The sequence below is a fragment of the Akkermansia muciniphila genome (genome assembly GCF_030848305.1).
GTDB lineage: Bacteria > Verrucomicrobiota > Verrucomicrobiia > Verrucomicrobiales > Akkermansiaceae > Akkermansia > Akkermansia muciniphila_A.
Map to the genome: position 1 here is coordinate 2,065,041 of NZ_CP114598.1, position 14,812 is coordinate 2,079,852.

The window sequence follows — 14,812 nt, forward strand, 5'->3', positions numbered from 1 at the left end:
CGTAATTTCCGGGCAGCCCGCCAGGGGGGCGGCATGCAATGGAAATTTTTCCAGCATCCGCTGAGGTTGACGGTATTCCCAAATTTCTAGAGGATGCTCCGGAAATAGGCGATAGTTTTTTCCAACCCTTTTTCCAGTGAAATATGAGGCTTCCACCCCAGTTTTTCTTCCGCAAGCCGAATATCCGGCTTGCGCTGGGTCGGGTCGTCCAGGGGCAGAGGACGGAAGACTGTTTTGGAAGAAGAACCTGTCATTTCAATGACTTTTTCCGCCAGTTCCAGCATGGTGAATTCCCCTGGATTACCCAGGTTGACAGGGCCGGAAAAACCTTCCGTATCCATCATGCGCACCATTCCCTCCACCAGGTCGTCCACGTACTGGAAACTCCGGGTCTGTTTGCCCGTTCCGTAAATGGTGATGTCTTCCCCCTTCAGCGCCTGAACGATGAAGTTGGAGACTACTCTGCCGTCGTTCGGGTTCATTCGCGGTCCGTAGGTGTTGAAGATGCGGATGATGCGAACGTCCACTCCGTTCATGCGGCGGTAATCCATGAACAGGGTCTCCGCGCATCTTTTACCTTCATCGTAGCAGGAGCGGACACCTACGGGGTTGACGTTTCCCCAGTAGGTTTCCGGCTGGGGATGAACCATGGGATCTCCGTATACTTCGCTGGTGGAGGCCTGGAGGATTCTGGCTTTGCACCGTTTGGCGAGGCCCAGCATATTCAGCGCGCCCAGCACGGAGGTTTTCATTGTGTGGATGGGGTCAAACTGATAATGGGGAGGGGAGGCGGGACAGGCCAGATTGTAGATTTGATCAACCTCCATGACATAGGGAACGGTAACGTCATGGCGTATTAATTCAAATCCGGGATAATCCTTCAGGTGGAGGACGTTTTGTTTGCTGCCCGTAAAGAAGTTATCCATGCAGATGACTTTATGGCCTTCCCTGAGGAGTCGTTCGCTGAGGTGGGAGCCGATGAAGCCGGCGCCTCCGGTAATCAAAATCCTTTTGCTCATGATGGCATGTCCTGTGTTTGTGCGTTCCGCCGCGCCGGAAGGGAGGCAAGCGGAAAGTTTTCACCCTGCCGTGCGTTGCTGGTCAATGTCACATATCCGTCAAGGGAAGGCAAGCGCATAGCATGTTGGACGGAATATTTTATGGAATGTCCGGGAAGGGTTCTTTCGTGCGGGCCGGGAGGCAAATTCCGGTTTTTGCCGGCAGGTTCAGGATTTGGGAATCGTCAGCAGAAAGCTGGCTCCCCCCAGGGTGCCGAATTCCAGTTTCAGGTCTCCCCCCAGGGAACGGGCCGTGTCCCTTGCCAGCGCCAGACCCAGGCCTACGCCGGGTTTCCTGCTGTTGGTGGCGTCTTGTGTGCGCCGGAAAGGCTTGAAGACAAGCTTGCGGTTTTTCGGGGAAATGCCGGGGCCGTTGTCGCGGAAGCGGATGACGATGTTGTGGCGGTCCGCCTGGACGGTGAGCTGGACCTTGGCGTTTTCTCCCTTGGCGTATTTAATGGCGTTGGAAGTCAGGTTGTCCATAATCTGCTCTACGGAAACGGCGTCCGTGTGGATGGGAAGAATGCGGATGGGCTGGGCCAGGGCAAAAGAGAAACTGATGCCCGCCTCCCGGAGGCGGCGTTCTATTTTTTCCGCAATGGGTTCAAAAAGCTCCTGGCAGGTGAGCGTGTCCCGCGCGCGGCGGATGGCGTTCCGCTGAAGCCGGGAGTAGGAGAGCACGTTTTCAATCAGATGTTCCAGACGGCGGCATTCCCGCTGCATGTTGGCGTAGTATTCCGGCTTTTTCTGTTCCGGCACCATGCCGTCTTCCAGCATTTCCGTGTACAGGGAGAAGGAGGTGAGAGGCGTCCGGAGTTCATGGGTGACGGCGGAGACGAAGTCCCCGCGGCGCTGTTCCAGGCGGAAGGTGCCCAGCATGAGCCAGATGACCCCGGCCGCACCCAGGAGCATCATGCTCCAGATGAGGGTGAGCGTCCAGGCCAGCATTTTTTTGTGGTCCTGAAGGGGGACGGCTCCGGTGTCTCCCGGAAGAAAAACCAGGGGGGCGTTGGCAAAGGGGAGTGCGCCCGCCTGCCGGTCTTCCTCCGGGGGCGGGGATGAAGGGTCGAAAGTTGCCAGGCGGCTGTAGGGGAGCAGCGTCTTTACACGGCCGGGCAGGCGCCTGTTCAGGTTGTCCATGTTCATCAGGGCCCCCTGTAAATAAATGCCGCGGCTGGTGCGCACCTGGCGCAGGATGTAAAGATTCCCTCCGTCTTCCACGGGAACGAAGGATGTGACGGTTTCCACTTGCGCCGGGGCTCCGGATGCCGTTGGTTCCGGTTCCGGAGATTCATGCAGAATTTCATTCCGGATATCCGCCCAGAGGTTACCGCTGGACGGCACGGAGGTCAGGGAGGAGACCTTGCCGTTCAGCCGTTGGTAAAGATCCTTCTGTTCATTCAGCCTACCGGCAAGCTCCGGAGGCAGAGCGGGGCCAGTTACGCGCCCGGCAGGGGAAATCTGAATGTAGGCTGTAACGTAGTCCGGCAAATAGGCGGCAAGGTTGGAGCTGCGGGTTGCTTCTCCGGGGACTGGGGAGTCCATCCTCAGGTCATAGGGACGCTTGTAGGCGTAAACGGGCTGGTATTCAAAATAGCCGCGGGCCTGTTCGAACGTGATGAAGGAGGTCAGCAGGCGGTCCATTTCCAGTCTGGCTTCATGAGCCAGGGCTTCCACCCTGATACGCTGTTCCGAATGGCCCGTTTCTTCCGCCTGCACCAGCAGAACATGGGTGAGCCATCCGAGCATGCCGATGACCAGAAGCAGGCTAATTGCCAGAAGGATGATGCGTATGCGCCGGTTCACGGGTCAGGAAACGAAGGATGAATTCCAGCGGTAGCCCTGGCTTCTGAGCGTCTCCAGGGGGGAGGCGGAAATGGCCCCGAGCTTGTCCCGGAGGCGCATGACGGTCATTTCCACGGAGCGCGTATCCGTCAGGCGCGGGTCCACGTCCCATACGCGCCGGAGCAGTTCGTCCCTTGTGATAACGCGGTTGGGGTGGGTGGCCATGTAAGTGAGGAATTCGAATTCCCGCGCGGTCAGGGAGGTTTCCCTCCCGTCCTTAAAGGTGATCAGGCGGTTGGCGCTGTCCAGGGTGGCGCCGGGGATACTGATTTCCCGGAGCTGGCGCGGCCGTTCTGGAGACCTGCGCAGCACGGCCTCAATGCGGGCGAGCAATTCCCGGATGCTGAACGGCTTGACAATGTAGTCATCCGCTCCCAGCTTGAGCCCCTGCACGCGGTCTTCCTCCTCTCCGCGGGCCGTAAGCATGATGACAGGCGTTCCGGGGCGTTCCTTGGACATGACCTGCAGCACGTGGAAGCCGTCCGCGCCCGGCATGGCCACGTCCAGCAGGGCGAGGTCGAAATTGCGTTCCCGCACGGCATGGATGGCGGCCAGTCCTTCTTCCAGCGCCAGCACCTCGTAGCCGGATGCGGTCAGAACATCCGTCAGGGCATGCCTGATGCTGTCGTCGTCCTCCGCAATCAGAATGGTATAGGCTGAATCACTCATCGTTTGATTTTATAAAACCACAATGTTTCCCCCGTTGTATAGAGAAACCTGCGCCCTTTCAGTAACAATGCCATAACAGGACGGCCGCCGGGAGCGTTTCAGTTATGCCGGAGTTCCCGGAAGGGGGGAGGAAGGCTGCCGGAGGGAATTTCAATGGCCTCCATGGGGCCGGGGACGATTCCTTCAAAGAACGGCGTGCCTTTGTAGGAAAGGATGATTTTGGAATGCACCATGCCACCCGTAGTCTGGCGCAGGAAATCCGCGTCCCGGAAGACCAGGAGCGTTTTTCCGTTTTCCCCGGCTACAGGACGGCACTGGAAGTCGCCAAGCGGTGTTCCGTCAGCCGCCGTCATTTGGACGGGCAGTATATAGGCTTCCGAAAAGGAAGGCGCGTAAACTCCCCAGAAGGAAGTGAGCGCCATAACGACGACGATCACGACGCCGACAATGATTTTTGTGGAGGTAGACATGCGGAGGGAGGTATTCTGGGCCGTACGTCCACCTCCTGTTCGGTGGCCGCGCGGCGTCAGCGTTGTTGAAGCCATTCGGCGGCCTGGGGGGCGTAATACGTAAGGATCATATCAGCCCCGGCGCGCCGGATGGAGATTAGAGTCTCCAGAACGGTTTCCCGTTCATCCAGCCAGCCGGAGGCTGCGGCGGACTTGATCATCAGGTACTCCCCGCTGACATGGTAGGCGGCTATGGGGAGGGTCACATGCTTCCGCATGGCGGCCATGACATCTAGATACAATGTGGCGGGTTTCACCATCAGGATGTCCGCCCCCTCCGCTTCATCCAGCTGCGCTTCCCTCAGGGCTTCCCGGATGTTGCCGGGATCCATCTGGTAGGTTTTTTTATCCCCTTCCTTGGGCGCGCTTTCCAGAGCTCCGCGGAACGGCCCGTACAGCGCGCTGGCGTACTTGGCGGTATAAGCCATGATGGAAACGTCGTCCAGGGCCTCGGAATCCAGAGTGGCTCGGATGGCGGCCACGCGGCCGTCCATCATGTCGCTGGGGGAGACGATGTCCGCCCCGGCATCCGCGTGGCACAATGCCTGACGGCAGAGAACCTCCACGGAGTCGTCGTTGAGGATTTCCATCGTTCCGTCGGAACGGAATTCCACCAGGCCGTCATGGCCGTCGGAATTGTAGGGGTCCAGGGCTACGTCCGTCATGACAGTGATGCCTGGCACTTCGCTTTTAAGCGCGTAAATGGTGCGCGGGATGAGGCCGTCAGGGTTGCAGGCTTCGCAGGCGTCCGGCGTTTTTTTCTCATCCGGAATGGCCGGGAAAAGATCCAGCGTCCGGATGCCCAGATCCATCAGGCGCTTGGCTTCCTCCACCAGTCCCTTGACGCTCCAGCGCGTGCACCCCGGCAGGGAGGGGATAGGCTGGTTTCCGGTTCCTTCATGAACGAAAACCGGGTAAATGAGGTGTTCCGGGGCGAGGGAGGTTTCCCGGATGAGGCCCCGGATGTTGGCGGATTTTCTGTTGCGGCGAGGCCGTATCGGTAGATTCATCATGGTGTGGTAATGAAAAGGACTTTTCCAGGAAGGCATGGCGTTCCGGAGCGGATGTCGTCAGGAAGCTTTTGGTTCCTCCAGTTCCAGCGGATGTTCCGCATCAGCTCCGGCGATCATCCAGCCGCCATCCGTTTTGATAAAATACAGATTGTTGACGAAGATGCTGTTGGCGAAGAAACCGTTCCCGGAGGCCGGATGCACGCCGATGGTGGCTTTGATCCCGGGACTGCCGTCTCTGGCGGCGGAAACATACGCCGCGTTGACTTTGGGAACGTCTTTTTCCTTTACCCCGATGTACGGGGCGGGAATCCTGCTCATGGCTGTTTTCAACTGGGAAAGCGCGTCTTCAAATTTCTCCACGGAGGCGAAGTGGGCCGGGGCTAGCATGCGCATCATGGTCAGGCTGTCCCTGTTCGCCAGGGCGCGTCCGGCGGCGGTTACGGCCTCTTCCGGAGAGGGAAAGGCCAGCGGGGGATACGTCCGGTGGAAATCCGCCATGATGCGGGAGGTGGTGGATTCGTCCGGTTTCAGGTTCCAGGAAGTGAAAGCGTCCGTCAGGTTCATCTTGAAGACGGGCAGCCCGTCTGTGGGATCCGTGGTTTTTTCCAGCGCGTAGCGGTAAATGAGAGCGGGTTTGTCGATGTTCGGCATGCTCATACGCGGCGGCAGGATGGTCAAGGCTCCAATGCTGTGGATGTCCCTGCCGTTCTTCTTCGCGTGGTTTTTATTGGCATCCTTCTGCTGGCCTTCTTCACGGCTGTTCGGCTCCAGCTGGTCGTCCGGGTGGGGGCTCAGGGGAACCAGGATGGTGTTCGGGAAGGTCATGAAGCTGAGGTTGGTAGGCTGGATATAGCGGTTTTCCTCCCTTCTGTCCTGGAGGCGCATGGCTTTGACTACGGGAGTAAGGCGCGCGCTCTGGGTAATGGAGGATTCTTCGTAGTACGGGGGAACGAGCAAGGCGGCGATGAGGGCCGGGTCGTTCCCCTTCACCGTCCGGATAATCAAGTTCTTAAGTTCGTCGTCCGTTGTTCCCTTGACGGCTTCCCGGCGGAAGCGCTTGATGTGTTCCAGAGCAGTTTTGACGGCGGCTACGGAGTACTGGCGGGCAAGGCCGAAAATTTTCTTTCTGGCTTCCGAGGACAGTTTTTCCGCTTCTTCCCGGATGCGGTCGTCAAAAGGAAGGAATGTGTTGTCAAAGCTTCCGGGAGTCAGGGAGGCCTTCCACTGGCCCCCTTTTTTCACCAGGGCCACGGCGGTGGCCGCATAGACGTACGGGTTGGTCTTGTCCGGCAGCAGGATGTAGGCCATCGCCAGGTCGCCTTCGGCAATGATGGAGTTTTCATCCACAAAGGGGGGGCGTTCCGGGGCCGCTCCGGTGACATACCCCTGGACCGCCTCCAGACGGGAAAGGATGCTCTTTAGCCTGAGCTGGCTTACAAAGGGGGAAGTGGCGGGCAATGACTGGTATGGCTCGTGTTCCCAGTCCGTTTTTTCCTGAAGGGCGCGGAGCAGCAGTTTGGCCGCGTTCAACGGCGTGCTCTGATCCGGAACGGGGCCGGGGGCCGGGGCCTTGTTTTCCGGCGCCTGGTCCATATTAATTTGGAAACGGACAGGAGAGACGTCAGGCGGCTGGTCGCCCCGGGAGAACCCGAAGGAAAGGCAGAGGCAGAAAAGAGGGAGGGAGAGGGGGAGGATGTTCATGAGCGCTGGCCGCCACTATGGCATAAACGGCTGCGGGTGTAAATCATTCGTTGGAAGTGTTGACGCGGTCTTTGAAGCGGGGCGGCCAGCCGTGACGCCACGGGAAAAGGAACGAGAGAGGGTAAAGGAAAAGGATGCGTTCAAGAAGAATCCGCCATCCGGACGGAAGGGCTTTTCCGCGGCGTTCATGCCTTGAATTTTCGGGAAGAAAGTCTTTTTGCATTTGCCAACAGCGTTTAAGAGGGGTTTACTAATGCGCGTATGTCCGAACACAAGGAAAGAAAGACTCTTGAAGAACGCCAACAGATGTCTGATCTGGAACGGCTGCGCCACTCCTGCGCGCACGTTCTGGCTACGGCTGTCTGCCGCCTCTGGCCGGATGCCCAGCTGGCCGGCGGCCCCGCCGTGGACAACGGTTTTTATTATGACGTGGAGCTGGAGCACCGCATCAGCACAGAGGATTTTGAGCGCATAGAAGAGGAAATGAAAAAGGTGGTGAAGGAAAACCAGGTTTTCCAGAAGGAAATTATTTCCCGCGCGGATGCCATGAAGATGGCGGAATCCGGGGAATTAGGCGCCCTGGGGCCCCGCAGCGAGCCTTCCCGTTTCAAGATCGACCTGTTGAACGACATCCCGGAGGACGAGGAAATTTCTCTCTACCGCAACGGAGATTTTACGGACCTGTGCGCCGGCCCCCATGTAGGCCGCACGGGCAACTGCAAGGCGTTCAAGATCATGAGCGTGGCGAGCGCCTTCTACAAAGGGGACAAAAACCGCCCCATGCTCCAGCGCATTTACGGAACCTGTTTCCCGAACCGCACCCAGCTTGACGAGCATCTGGAACGGCTGGAGGAAGCGCGCCGCCGGGACCACCGCAAACTTGGCCGCGAACTGGGCCTGTTCTGCATTGACGAGTCCGTGGGCCAGGGACTCATCCTCTGGAAACCCAAGGGGGCTCTCATCCGCCGTTCCCTGCAGGACTTCATCACCGAGGAACTGGACAAGCTGGGCTACTCCCAGGTGTACACGCCCAACATCGGCAAGCTGGACCTGTACCGCACGTCCGGCCACTTCCCGTATTACCAGGAAAGCCAGTATGCGCCCATCCCGGAACGGGACGCCATGGAGAAGCTCAGCCAGGAAGGGGCTTCCTGCGCGGAATTGTTCAACGGCCTGGCCACCGGCACCATTGAAGGCTACATGCTCAAGCCGATGAACTGCCCCCACCACATCAAGATTTACGCGAATGACGCTCATTCCTACCGGGATCTTCCCGTGCGGCTGGCGGAGTTCGGCACGGTGTACCGCTGGGAACAGAGCGGAGAACTGGGCGGCATGACGCGCGTGCGCGGCTTCACGCAGGATGACGCCCACATCTTCTGCACGCCTGACCAGCTGGCCGGGGAAATCCGCCAGTGCCTGGGCATCGTGAAAACCATTTTCGGCACGCTGGGCATGACGGACTACCGCGTGCGCCTTTCCATGCGCGACCCGGAAAGTGACAAATATGTGGGTTCCCCGGAAAACTGGGACAAAGCGGAACAGGCCCTGCGGGAAGCCGCGGAATGGCTGGGGGCGGACTACAGCGAGGAAGCTGGGGAAGCCGCTTTCTACGGCCCCAAGATCGACTTCATCGTGCGCGACGCCATCGGCCGCGAATGGCAGCTGGGCACCGTGCAGGTGGACTACAACCTGCCGGAACGCTTTGACCTCCATTACACCGGAGCGGACAACAAGCCGCACCGGCCCGTGATGGTGCACCGCGCTCCCTTCGGCTCCATGGAACGCTTCACGGGGCTGCTGATTGAACACTTTGAAGGGAAATTCCCCACCTGGCTTTCTCCGGAACAGGTGCGCGTGCTGCCCATCTCCGACAAAGTGACGGACGTGGCCGCCGCGCATCGCGCCGCCCTGTCCGCCAGGGGAGTGCGCGTCACGGTGGACGAAACGCCGGATAAAATCGGCGCCAAAATCCGCAACGCCCGCCTGGACCGCGTTCCCTACATGCTGGTGCTCGGCCAGCGGGAGGCGGAAGACGGCACCGTCTCCGTCCGCCACCGGGACAAGGGGGACCTGGGCGCGATGCCTTTTGAGCAATTCGCGGACCTCGTGGCCCGGGAAATCGCGGAGCGTCATATTTCTCCCGTGATTTGAGTTGCCAAGTTATTCCTTTTAGTTTAGTAGTATCCGGACGTGCCAACCAAGCCAACGAAGAATAATGACGGAAATCGCCGCCGTGAGCGCGGCGATCAGACTCGGATCAATGAACGGATTCGCGCGCCCCGCGTGCGGGTAGTGACTGCCAACGGCGACCAGCTGGGCGTCATGAACACGCGCGACGCGCTGGAAAAAGCCAAGGCTCTGGGTCTGGACCTGGTGGAAGTGGCCGGCAATGCCGATCCGCCCGTATGCCGGGTGGTTGATTACGGCAAATACAAATACCAGCAGGCCAAACTGCAGAAAAACAACAAGAGCCGAACCGTCAAGCTCAAGGAAATCAAGCTCCGCATCGGTACGGATACCAATGACTATAACGTGAAAATGGCCCGTACGGAAAGCTTCCTGGACCATGGCCACAAGGTTCGCTTCCAGCTCCGTTTCCGTGGTCGTGAAAACGCCCACCAGGAACTTGGCTACGACGTCTTCAACAAAGTCATCGCGGACATGAAGACCATGGCGCAGGTGGACCAGGCCCCGCGCCTGGCCGGCAACACCATGCACATGGTGCTCTCCCCGCTCCCCGCCCAGCAGCGCGTGAAAAAATTCACCGCCCACTTGGATAAGGACTTCGATTCCGAAGACTCCGCCTTTGACGCGGAAGACGACGAGTAAAACGGCATTTTTTCTTTTTCAGGCTTTCCGCCCTTATAAGGCGGAAAGCCTTTTTTACGGGCAAATGCTTTTCTATAGAGACCCGGGGAATTCTCCCGGAGGCGCTGGAGGAATTGTTTCTTTCCGTTCAATAGGAATCTGGAAACCGTCCGGAACGCCTGGAAAAGATATTGCTCCATTACGAGGATATGGAGCCGATTCGTGTCTGCCGGGTATGTGCAAAAGACGCTATGCCGGGTATTTAAGCATCGTTCTCACTTCCTGAAGGGCAGGAATGGTTTTATTCCGGGCCGGACGCAGGAGGCTATGCGTTCTATTCCTCCTACGTTCGGAGAAACCGGGATGGAACGGGAAGAAGGTGATATAATATCTCAATTTTCTTTGGACATCCGTTTGCAGAAAGGCTGCATGCGGCACATGGTGGCGGTGCGCCAGAGCCATTCCAGGGGGCCGTACAGGAAGCGGGTGAGCCAGAGGCGGCAGGCCCAGGCCTGGAGGAGGAAGACGGCAACGGCCGCGCACAGGCATGACCACGGCCCCATGTCCTGGGCCAGGCCCAGCCCCCACCCGAAGAAGAGGAAGGTGAAGACCAGCGTCTGGGTGACGTAGCAGGTCAGCGTGCATTTGCCGGCGCTGCTGAGCAGCCGGGTGGGCAGGGGAAGGCCGGGATGGGTGAACAGCAGGACGGCAGCGGAGACGAAAGCCACGGTATAGGAGAGGTTTTCCCATGGATGCAGGAGGCGGGCTGCATCCGCTTCCAGAGGGGCGCCCAGCTGCGGGATGAGGTACAGACGCATTGCCAGCAAAGCCAGGAACAGGAGCCCGGCCACGCCCAGCGTCCGCAGGAACAGGCGGCGTTTGTTGGGCGCGTCTTCAAAGGCGCGCCATCTGCCCGCCAGCATGCCCAGGATGAAGAGGCCCATCGTCTGCCAGAGGCGGCCGCTGAGCAGGAAGAACTGCCATTTGCCCGCCTGGCCCTGCGTCAGGTTCCACAGGGCCGCCTGGCTCCAGCTGCCGTGGGCGTACAGGAATTCCCGCGTGGGGCCCGCAGCCGGGGAGCCCGTATGGAACCAGCCGGAGGAGTGGGGCCACCAGGCCGCTAGCCCGGCATGGTTCAGCAGGTCCATAAGCATGACCGGCTGAATCAGGCACAGGGCACAGAGGGTGATGAGCAGGGGAGTACCGCATTTGTAGAGCATGACCAGGGCAAAGCCCAGGGTGCCGAAGAGGGTGAGGATGTCTCCGTCATAGAACAGGGTATGCGCCAGACCTAGCAGGAACAGGAGCGTCAGGCGCCACATGAAGCGTTTCCGGAAGTCGATTCCTTGTTGCTCCCGCCTGTCCAGCTGGATGAAGAAGCTGAGGCCGAACAGGAAGGAGAAGAGCAGGAAAGATTTGCTGACAAAGAGATGTTCATAGGCCCAGTCCGCCGCGCTGTTGGCCGCGGCCTGCCATCCCTCCGCCGGGGGCATGGGAAGGTACAGGTTGAAGTGGTCGTGCGTGTGGACGATGACGATGCCCAGCAGGGCCAGAGCCCGGAGGATATCCAGAATGGTGATGCGCGCGGCCGGGAGCGGCGTTCCGGCGGGAGTCCGGGCGGTCATGGCGTCAGCAGGGGCGGGAAAAGGATGGGAGCAGTTCCGCCGCGCGCCTTCTGGCCCATTGGTCCGCTTCCAGGATGGGGGCCAGTTCCCCGCGGGGATCCGCCGGGGTGTGGTCGTCCATGACGGCCTCCACCAGTTTCCAGATGCCGGGGAAGGAGATCTGGCCGTGGATGAAGGCATTCACCGCCGCTTCGTTGGCGGCGTTGTAAACGGCGGCCAGGGTGCTGTTGCCGGCTCCGGCCCTGCGCGCCAGGTTCAGGGCGGGGAAGACGTCCGTGCGGGGTGCCTCGAACACCAGCCGGCCGATTTCCGCAAAATTGAGCTGCTTCAGGGAGTTGGGAACGCGGTCCGGCCATGTGACGGCGTACTGGATGGGGAAGCACATGTCCGAGCTGCTCATCTGGGCCAGCACCGTGCCGTCCCGGTATTCCACCATGGAGTGCACAATGCTCTGCGGGTGGACGATGACGTCCACTTTTTCCATGGGAACGTCAAAGAGCCAGCGGGCTTCAATCATTTCCAGCCCTTTATTGAACAGGGTGGCGGAGTCTATGGTGATTTTGCGGCCCATGCTCCAGGTGGGGTGCTTGAGGGCCTGTTCCAGCGTGACATGCTCCAGATCTTCCCTGTTCCAGGTGCGGAAGGGACCGCCGGAGGCCGTCAGAATCAGGCGGGAGACGGCTTCCGGGCCGCCGTGGTTGCCGTTCAGGCACTGGAAAATGGCGTTGTGTTCGCTGTCCACCGGAAGCACCTGCACACCGGCCCGGCGGGCTTTTTCCATGACGATTTGCCCGGCCATGACCAGAATTTCCTTGCTGGCGATGGCCAGGTCCTTGCCTGCTTCAATAGCGGCCAGCGCGGGCTTGAGACCGGCGGTTCCCACGATGGAGATTAACACCATGTCCGCTTCCGGGAGCTGCGCCAGGCGGCACAGCCCTTCTTCTCCCGTTTCCACCTGCGCGCCGGGGAGAGCGCGCGCCAGCTCGTCCGCTCCGGACGGGTCAAAGATGCATACGCTGCGCACGTTGAATTCGCGCGCCTGGCGGGCCAGCGCCTCCACGCTGGTTCCTGCGGCCAGCCCCACGATTTCCATTCTGTCCGGAATATCCCGGGCGACTTTCAGGGCGCTGGTTCCGATGGAGCCGGTGGAGCCCAGGATGACGACGCGTCGTTTCTGCATAACGGAGAAGCATCATGCAAAAAATACGGTCTCTTGACAAGCCGGGGGGATGAAAAATTTCCCCCCGCCGCATGGGCCGTTTTTCCGTCAGTCCGGCTTCATTCCGGTGGGCCGGGAGGAAGGACGCCACGCATTCGTGCCGTAGGTGGCTTGCGCCGTGGGTTCGGGGAGCTGCTGGAACTGCATTCTCTGCCGGTCTCTTTTCCATTTCCGCAGATTGAGGGAACGCCAGTTCCAAATGCGGCTTTTGGCATTGAGGGCTTCCCGGGTCATGGCGTAAACATTGGCTCCGGCTTCCGTCTCTCCTCCCAGCCGGCGATAGACGGCTATGGCAAAAGGGATGTTGTCCCGGAGTTCAAAGCGCGGCAGGTCTCCATCGCTGAAGTACCAGTCCGGATGCTCGTCCATCGTCATCAAATTCAGGTCGCCGCTCAGTTGGAACGGACTGCGGAGTCCGGTCAGAGCCAGAAAAACGAGGGCGATGGCTCCGCAGAGCTTCCCATAACGCAACCAGTTTCCATTGCCGGCCATGTAGCGGAAGAGAAGATACAGGAAGAAGGTTCCCATCAGCAGATAGATGCCGGCCGTAACGCGATTGGGAGAAAAGCCGAAATCTTTTATCTGGAAATACAGCCTCATGCCAACGCTGGCGGCGAGCAGACCTGTTTGCGCCGCCAGGATGAAGCCCAAGACAGTTCCCGTTTTTGATGCCCGCACGGAACCTTCCGGACGGAACAGAACCAGCAGCGTGACGGCGGAAAGAAAGGCCGCCAGCATGATGGAGTCCGCTCCGTCGTGTAAATAGACGGTCTGGGAGATGCCGTCAGGCACGCTCCCCCTCCATAAAAACGCCACATCCGTACCGTTGTTGACCAGAAAGGCCAGGTTGATGAACAGCAGGGACACGGCGGGAAGGCAGGGAAGCCACGGGCGTCCCGGGCGCACGGGATGCTGTTCCGGAAAGGATGAGCAGGGGCGCGGCGCGGTTATGATGCCGAAGGCCAGGGCTCCCAGGCACCACAGGAGGATATCCGCAATGGTTCCCATATCCGGAATCAGCCAGGAGAAATAATTACAGAACCATTGGTTCATGGCTGATTTGAAGGCGGCGACTACGGGGTTTCCTCCCGCAAAGATGGATAGGAAGAGCAGAAACAGAATCACTCCGATGGCGACGCTGCCTGCAAGCGGAATTTTCCCCAGGACTTTTCCGATTGCCTCTTTTGCCTGGGTCATCCGGAAAAATTTGTAGCCCCACCAGGAGACATACCGTTTGGCGGGATCGAAGCCGTTGCCTTCCTTCCGCGGCAGGAAGGTCATCACGGCAGGGAGCCCCAGCCCGATGAGCATGTTATAATGGGTGAAGGAAGAAAGGTTGATTCCTGTGGCGGCGGCGTTCAGCACGGCCATGAAAACGAGAAACGCCTGCTCCTTCCGGCTGAGATCCGTTCGCAGGGCCAGAAAGGCCGCCGTATACAGCAGGAGACCTAACGCAGTACCGATGCCCAAGCCCTCCAATGTGCCGAACATGAAGTCAGCGGCGAAGCCGGCGGCGATCAGAACAAGGAGGGGAATATGCCCGTGTCTCCACCATGAAGGGGAAAGCAAGGGGCGCGGATCGCTGCGGAAGGAAGGAAAAAGGGACGGACGTTCTGGGAAGGGGGAAGGTTCTGCCATGGGCTGGTGGTTGGATGGTTGGTTGCAGAACAGCCGGACGCACGTTGCAAAGGCATACTCTACCTGTTTAATCTAGCCGTTCTTGCTGGCGCGTCAAGCAGGGAGGGCCGGAAAAGAGCGGGACTGGACGTGAAGGAGCATTCCTCCGCATGGAAAAGGGTTGTATTTTCCTCCGGAGGGCGTATAGGATGGCCGAATGAAGCGCATCGCCGTGTATGCCGGTAGTTTCGACCCTCTGACCAATGGTCATTTATGGATGATCAGGCAGGGCGCGAGGATGTTTGATGAGCTGATTGTGGCCATAGGCGACAATCCGGACAAGCGTTATACGTTTTCCCATGAGGAACGCATGGATATGCTGCGGGTGGCGCTTTCCGACATGCCGGATGTGCGCATTGCCGAGTTCCACAACCGCTTTCTGGTGGATTTCGCCAATGAACACGGGGCTACGTTCATGCTGCGCGGCATCCGTTCCACGCAGGATTACGAGTATGAACGCGTGATGCGCCATATCAATGCGGATATGGCCCCCAAGGTGTGCACGGTGTTCCTGATGCCTCCCCGGGATACGGCGGAATTGTCTTCCAGCATGGTGAAAGGGTTGATTGGGCCGGAAGGATGGGAAAGCCAGGTGAGCCGCTATGTCCCCCATAATGTATTCGCCATGTTGAAGGAGAAGTACCGGGAGGTTTTTCCGCGTTCCTAGCGGTGATTCCGGATTTCC

At 59.4% G+C, this 14,812-nt stretch carries 12 protein-coding genes; 3 read left to right on the top strand and 9 right to left on the bottom strand.

The window, feature by feature from the left end; translation table 11 throughout:
* Positions 1-86: 86 nt before the first annotated feature.
* The 6 genes from O4G22_RS08985 to O4G22_RS09010 all read right to left on the bottom strand — a co-directional run bounded on the left by O4G22_RS08985 (position 87) and on the right by O4G22_RS09010 (position 6,795).
* Positions 87-1,019 carry a UDP-glucuronic acid decarboxylase family protein gene (locus O4G22_RS08985; protein ID WP_306701598.1) on the bottom strand — a complete coding sequence of 311 codons (933 nt, stop codon included), beginning with the start codon at positions 1,017-1,019 and terminating at the stop codon, positions 87-89.
* 207 nt (positions 1,020-1,226) lie between these two features.
* Positions 1,227-2,864, bottom strand: coding sequence for a sensor histidine kinase (locus tag O4G22_RS08990; RefSeq protein ID WP_306701599.1), 1,638 nt, complete (start codon positions 2,862-2,864; stop codon positions 1,227-1,229).
* Between the two features lie 3 nt (positions 2,865-2,867).
* Positions 2,868-3,572 (bottom strand): response regulator transcription factor, encoded by a 705-nt coding sequence (locus tag O4G22_RS08995; RefSeq protein ID WP_297405591.1) that lies wholly within the window; start codon positions 3,570-3,572, stop codon positions 2,868-2,870.
* Positions 3,573-3,670: 98 nt separating this feature from the next.
* On the bottom strand, positions 3,671-4,117 hold the full coding sequence (locus O4G22_RS09000) for a hypothetical protein (protein ID WP_300788670.1): 447 nt from the start codon (positions 4,115-4,117) through the stop codon (positions 3,671-3,673).
* Entirely contained in the window at positions 4,099-5,091 is a 993-nt protein-coding gene (gene hemB / locus O4G22_RS09005; RefSeq protein WP_343125182.1) for a porphobilinogen synthase, read from the bottom strand. The genes O4G22_RS09000 and hemB overlap by 19 nt, the downstream gene beginning before the upstream one ends.
* 60 nt (positions 5,092-5,151) lie before the next feature.
* Positions 5,152-6,795, bottom strand: a complete 1,644-nt coding sequence (locus O4G22_RS09010) for a hypothetical protein (protein WP_306701600.1) — start codon at positions 6,793-6,795, stop codon at positions 5,152-5,154.
* Between the two features lie 261 nt (positions 6,796-7,056).
* Between O4G22_RS09010 and thrS the strand changes: the two genes are divergently transcribed.
* Together thrS and infC are read left to right on the top strand one after the other, a co-directional pair.
* A complete protein-coding gene (gene thrS, locus O4G22_RS09015; RefSeq protein ID WP_297408272.1) occupies positions 7,057-8,949 on the top strand; it encodes a threonine--tRNA ligase in 1,893 nt (630 codons plus the stop codon).
* A gap of 39 nt (positions 8,950-8,988) precedes the next feature.
* A complete protein-coding gene (gene infC, locus O4G22_RS09020) occupies positions 8,989-9,627 on the top strand; it encodes a translation initiation factor IF-3 (protein ID WP_094136305.1) in 639 nt (212 codons plus the stop codon).
* A gap of 371 nt (positions 9,628-9,998) precedes the next feature.
* Here infC and O4G22_RS09025 read toward each other — a convergent pair whose 3' ends face one another.
* From O4G22_RS09025 to O4G22_RS09035, 3 genes are all read right to left on the bottom strand, one after another.
* Complete coding sequence (locus O4G22_RS09025) at positions 9,999-11,231, bottom strand: DUF418 domain-containing protein (RefSeq protein ID WP_306701602.1); 1,233 nt, start codon at positions 11,229-11,231, stop codon at positions 9,999-10,001.
* 4 nt (positions 11,232-11,235) lie between these two features.
* Positions 11,236-12,411 carry a 1-deoxy-D-xylulose-5-phosphate reductoisomerase gene (locus O4G22_RS09030; RefSeq protein WP_094136303.1) on the bottom strand — a complete coding sequence of 392 codons (1,176 nt, stop codon included), beginning with the start codon at positions 12,409-12,411 and terminating at the stop codon, positions 11,236-11,238.
* Positions 12,412-12,498: 87 nt separating this feature from the next.
* The gene (locus tag O4G22_RS09035; RefSeq protein ID WP_306701603.1) at positions 12,499-14,088 is read right to left on the bottom strand and encodes a DUF4153 domain-containing protein; all 1,590 of its coding nucleotides are present in this window, start codon (positions 14,086-14,088) and stop codon (positions 12,499-12,501) included.
* A 196-nt stretch (positions 14,089-14,284) separates the two neighbouring features.
* Between O4G22_RS09035 and coaD the strand changes: the two genes are divergently transcribed.
* The gene (gene coaD / locus O4G22_RS09040) at positions 14,285-14,794 is read left to right on the top strand and encodes a pantetheine-phosphate adenylyltransferase (RefSeq protein ID WP_094136301.1); all 510 of its coding nucleotides are present in this window, start codon (positions 14,285-14,287) and stop codon (positions 14,792-14,794) included.
* Positions 14,795-14,812: the final 18 nt, after the last annotated feature.